General features: G+C 68.5%; 4 protein-coding genes. 3 read left to right on the top strand and 1 reads right to left on the bottom strand.

Going from position 1 to position 4,622, the window contains the following annotated elements:
• Both ACIRDX_RS20625 and ACIRDX_RS20630 read left to right on the top strand, forming a co-directional pair.
• Window positions 1-542: class I SAM-dependent methyltransferase (locus ACIRDX_RS20625; protein WP_396627319.1), on the top strand; the 542-nt coding region annotated here is incomplete at its 5' end.
• A gap of 114 nt (window positions 543-656) precedes the next feature.
• On the top strand, window positions 657-2,084 hold the full coding sequence (locus ACIRDX_RS20630) for a sulfatase (RefSeq protein WP_396627320.1): 1,428 nt from the start codon (window positions 657-659) through the stop codon (window positions 2,082-2,084).
• Between the two features lie 298 nt (window positions 2,085-2,382).
• Here the strand turns inward: ACIRDX_RS20630 and ACIRDX_RS20635 are convergent, their stop codons facing one another.
• Window positions 2,383-3,903: an amino acid permease gene (locus tag ACIRDX_RS20635; protein ID WP_396627321.1), complete on the bottom strand. Its 1,521-nt coding sequence runs from the start codon at window positions 3,901-3,903 to the stop codon at window positions 2,383-2,385.
• 357 nt (window positions 3,904-4,260) lie between these two features.
• Between ACIRDX_RS20635 and ACIRDX_RS20640 the strand changes: the two genes are divergently transcribed.
• Window positions 4,261-4,622 (top strand): peptidylprolyl isomerase (locus ACIRDX_RS20640; protein ID WP_396627322.1); only part of this gene is annotated, 362 nt, incomplete at its 3' end.

A 4,622-nucleotide genomic window follows, 5' to 3' on the forward strand; every position in this document is an offset into this window, starting at 1 on the left:
TCGCCCCAGGGATGCGGGTGCTCGATGCCGGCTGTGGCGCCGGACGCAACCTCGTGTACCTGCTGCGCGAGGGCTTCGATGTGCACGCCGTGGACGAGGACCCGCAGGCGGTCACGTACGTGCGCGGAATGGCTGCCGCGCTGGCCCCCGCGCTCCCGCGCGAGCAGATCCGCCTGGGACAGATCGAGGCGCTGCCGTGGCCCGACGCATCGGTCGACGTCGTCATCAGCAACGCCGTCCTGCATTTCGCGCGCGACGACAGCCACTTCGAGGCGATGGTGCGCGAGATGTGGCGCGTGCTTGCTCCTGGCGGGATGCTGTTCGCGCGCCTGGCGTCCAGCATCGGCATGACCATGCCGATGCATCCGCTCGGCGGACGACGGTTCGTGCTCGCCGACGGATCGGAACGCTACGTGGTCGACGAGGCGCAACTGCTCGCCATCACCGAGGCGCTCGGCGGCACGCTGCTCGACCCGCTGAAGACGACCGTGGTGCAGGACCAGCGCTGCATGACGACGTGGGTCATCAGGAAGCAACCTTGAATTCAGAGTTCAGAATTCAGAGTTCAGAATTAGAAGGACGAAGGTCTGAACAGGGCGCGCGTAACACGCTTCATTCTGAACTTCGAATTCTGAATCGTTTTGATGGGAGACGGCATGATGCTGCGCGCGTTGTTCGGGATCGTGTGTGTTGCGCTGGTCGCGAGCGCGCGGCCATCGGCCCAACCTGTCGTTGCCAGCGACGATCGCCCGAACGTCGTGGTGATCCTGGCCGACGACCTCGGCTACGGCGACCTCTCGTCCTACGGTCACCCGACCATCCGCACGCCGCACCTCGATCGATTGGCGGCCGAGGGGCAGCGGTGGACCAGCTTCTATTCGGGGGCGCCGGTGTGTTCACCGAGCCGCGCCGCGCTGCTGACCGGGCGCTTGCCGGTGCGCACGGGCGTGTATGGGCGAGAGAAGCGCGACTCAGGCAACGCCACCGGGCCCGGCGTCTTCTTCCCCACATCGACTGCGGGGCTGCCGCCGTCTGAGGTCACGATCGCGGAACTGCTGAAGGCGCGCGGCTATGCCACCGCCGCCATCGGCAAGTGGCACCTCGGACACCTTCCCGACTTCGTGCCGCAGCGGCAGGGATTCGACCTGCACTACGGCCTGCCGTACTCCAACGACATGGACCTCGCGCCCGGCGTGAAGTCCGGCCGCGAGACGATGTTGAACCCGCGGTCCGAGTACTGGCGGGTGCCGCTCCTGCGCAATGGCGCGGTGGTCGAGCAGCCCATACAGCAGGAGATGCTGACCGAACGGCTCACCGACGAAGCCATCAGGTTCGTCGAGGCCAACCGCGCGCGTCCGTTCTTCCTCTACCTCGCACACCCGATGCCGCACGTGCCGCTGTTCCGCTCGAAGGCCTTCGAGGGACGCAGCGCGGCTGGCGTGTACGGCGACGTGGTCGAGGAGCTCGACGCCAACGTCGGCAGGCTCGTCGAGGCGCTGCGGCGCAACGGGCTCGATCGCCGCACGCTGGTGGTGTTCACGAGCGACAACGGGCCGTGGCGCGCCTACGACCAGCACGGCGGATCGGCGGGGCCGCTGCGCGACGGCAAGGCAAGCACCTGGGAAGGCGGCGTGCGCGTCCCCGGCATCTTCTGGGCGCCCGGCCGCATCGCCCCCGGGGCCATCGTCTCGGGCATGGGGGCGCACCTCGATCTGCTGCCGACCATCGCCGCGCTGACGGGCGCGTCGCTCGACGGGCGTCCCCTCGACGGCGTGGACATCGGCCCGGCGCTCTTCCGCACCGCCGCGAGCGCCCGACAGCAGTTCATGTACTGGCGAGACGACGAGCTGATGGCGTATCGCGAGGGCCCGTGGAAGATCCATCTCGTGACGCGGGGCGCCTACAGCAGGGGCGACACGCGCGTCGAGCACACGCCGCCCCGCCTCTACCACCTCGAGATCGACCCGGGCGAGCAGTTCGACGTGGCCGCGCAGCATCCCGACGTGGTCGCGCGCCTGGTCGAGCAGGCGCGCCGGCAGCGCGAGGCCGTGCCCATGGCGCCGCCGCTCCTCGCCGTGCGCTGAGCACGGGTGGTCTCGATGGGCCGGCCGCAGAGTCGTGCGCCCGTCACCGGGGGCCGCTGCGGCTGCAGCACCACTGCGGGATCTTCCGGTCCGGGGGAGCCGGTGAACAAGGGACACGGGACGAGTACGCACGTCACAAGGGATACGAGGGACCAGTGAGCAGGCACAAGGGACGAAGGACATGGGCGATCGTGCCAGCGGTCCCTGGTGTCCCTATTCCCGTGTCCCTCGAGTTCCTCGTCCGTTGTCCCTCGCCGCCCTGGTGACTCGCGTACGTGTCCCTTGTCCCTTGCTCGCGCTATCCGTGCCGCAACTTGCTGTGGCGGTAGCCGTAGGCGAAGTACACGACGAGCCCGAGGGCGAGCCAGATGAAGAAGCGCTCCCACGTGGGCCAGGGCAGCTGCGCCATCAGGTAGCCGCACGAGACGATCGCCAGGATCGGCACGAGCGGCACGAACGGCGTACGGAAGGGCCGGTGCGCGTCGGGGTTGGTGCGACGCAGCACCAGGATGCCCACCGCCACCAGCACGAAGGCGAACAGCGTGCCGATGTTGGTCAGCTCGACCACTTCGTCGATGTTGGCCAGCCCTGCCAGCAGGCCCACGAACACGCCCGTGAGGATCGTCGTGATGTACGGCGTCTGGTACTTCGGGTGCACCTTCGCGGCCCACGCGGGAAGGAGTCCGTCGCGCGCCATCGAGAAGAAGATGCGCGGCTGGCCCATCTGGAACACGATGAGCACCGAGGTGGTGGCAAACACCGCACCGAGCGAGATGATGCCCGACACCCAGTGCATGCCGCGCGACGAGAAGGCCGTGGCGAGCGGTTCGGCCGTGCCCAACTGGGTCCACGGCGTGAGGCCGGTGAGCACCAGTGCGACGGCCATGTAGATGACCGTGCACACCACCAGGCTGCCGATCATCCCGATCGGCATGTTCCGCTGCGGGTCCTTGGTCTCCTCGGCCGCGGTCGACACGGCGTCGAAGCCGATGTAGGCGAAGAAGATGATGGCGGCGGCGCTGCTGATGCCGGCAAAGCCGTTGGGCGCGAAGGGCGTCCAGTTCTCCGGCTGCACGTAGAACGCGCCCACGGCGAGGAAGAACGCGATGATCACGAGCTTGAGCACGACCATCGCGGTGTTGAAGCCCGCGCTCTCGCGCACGCCGCGCACGAGCACCCACGTGATGCCCATCACCGACAGGAACGCCGGCAGGTTGAACAGGATCGGGATGCCCGCGATGTGGGGGGCGTTCATCACCGCGTCGGCGTTGCGGATGACCGCCGGCCCGAGGTCGGCGATGTTGCCGTTGGCCGCCTGATACTCGGCCAGGGCGCGATAGGCGGTGCGATAGTCCGTGCCGAGCCACACGGGCCACGTCACGCCGAAGCCCCGCAGCAGTTCCTGGAAGTAGCCGGACCACGAGATGGCGACCGCGACGTTGCCGATCGCGTACTCGATGATCAGGTCCCACCCGATGATCCAGGCCACCAGCTCGCCGAGCGTCGCGTACGAGTAGGTGTACGCAGACCCCGCGATCGGCACCATCGCCGCGAACTCGGCATAGCAGAGGGCCGCGAACCCGCAGGCCAGTGCCGTGAGCATGAAGGAGATGATCAGCGCGGGGCCGGCGCCCAGGTGATTCGCGCCGCCCGCGGCGGCGCTGCCGACCGTGGAGAAGATGCCGGCGCCGATGATGGCGCCGATGCCCAGCGAAATCAGTTGCACCGGCCCGAGCGACCGCGCCAGGCGCGGGCCCCCGTGGTGGTCGGCATCACTGGTGAGCTGGGACAGCGGCTTGACCGCGAAGAGCTGTGACACGCGGAACACTCCCTCGAGCTGGACTGGGAAAACTCCGCAACAAGGTACACCACAGGGGGAATGCTGCGATGCGGCGATGCCGGGAATGGCGGAGGACGGGGCTGGGGGCTTGGCGCTGGGAAGCGCACCGCGCGCATCACGTCCCAGGCATGAGCCCTGAGCCCTGCCGCCTGAACGTGAAGCGAGCCCCCAGCCCCCAGCTCCAGCCGTGACTGTGAGCCGAGCCCCCAGCTCCCAGCCCCGAGACTGACCGCGAGCCGAGCTCCTGGCCTTGAGCCCTGAGCCCTGAGCCTGAGTGTGAGTGTGAGCCGAGCCCCCAGCCCCCAGCTCCGAGCCCCTTTGGGTACACTACCGCCCATGACGCGCGCATTGCTGTCGCTGCTGGCCCTGGCCGCGCTGTGCCTGTCTGCTCCGGCTCCCGCCGTGCAGGCCCAGGCCCCCGGTCCGCAGATCGTCATGGAGACCGACAAGGGCACCATCGTCATCCAGACGTGGCCCGACAAGGCCCCCAAGACGGTGGCCCACATCGTCAACCTGGTGAAGAACAACTTCTACAACGCGCAGCGCATCCACCGCGTCGTGAAGGGACAGTTGGTGCAGTGGGGCGACAAGATGTCGCGCGACATGACCTACCGCGAGTGGTGGGGGCGCAGTCCCGGCGGCAGCAGCGGCCAGCCGATCGGCGTCGCCGAGTTCACCAAGGGCCTCAAGCATCGCCC

It is taken from the genome of Luteitalea sp. (genome assembly GCF_044337415.1).
Taxonomy (GTDB): domain Bacteria; phylum Acidobacteriota; class Vicinamibacteria; order Vicinamibacterales; family Vicinamibacteraceae; genus Luteitalea.

What these genes read in the sequence shown, in the direction of transcription:
- ACIRDX_RS20630 (WP_396627320.1), top strand. Translation starts at nt 657, where the DNA reads ATGATGCTGCGCGCGTTGTTCGGGATCGTGTGTGTTGCGCTGGTCGCG.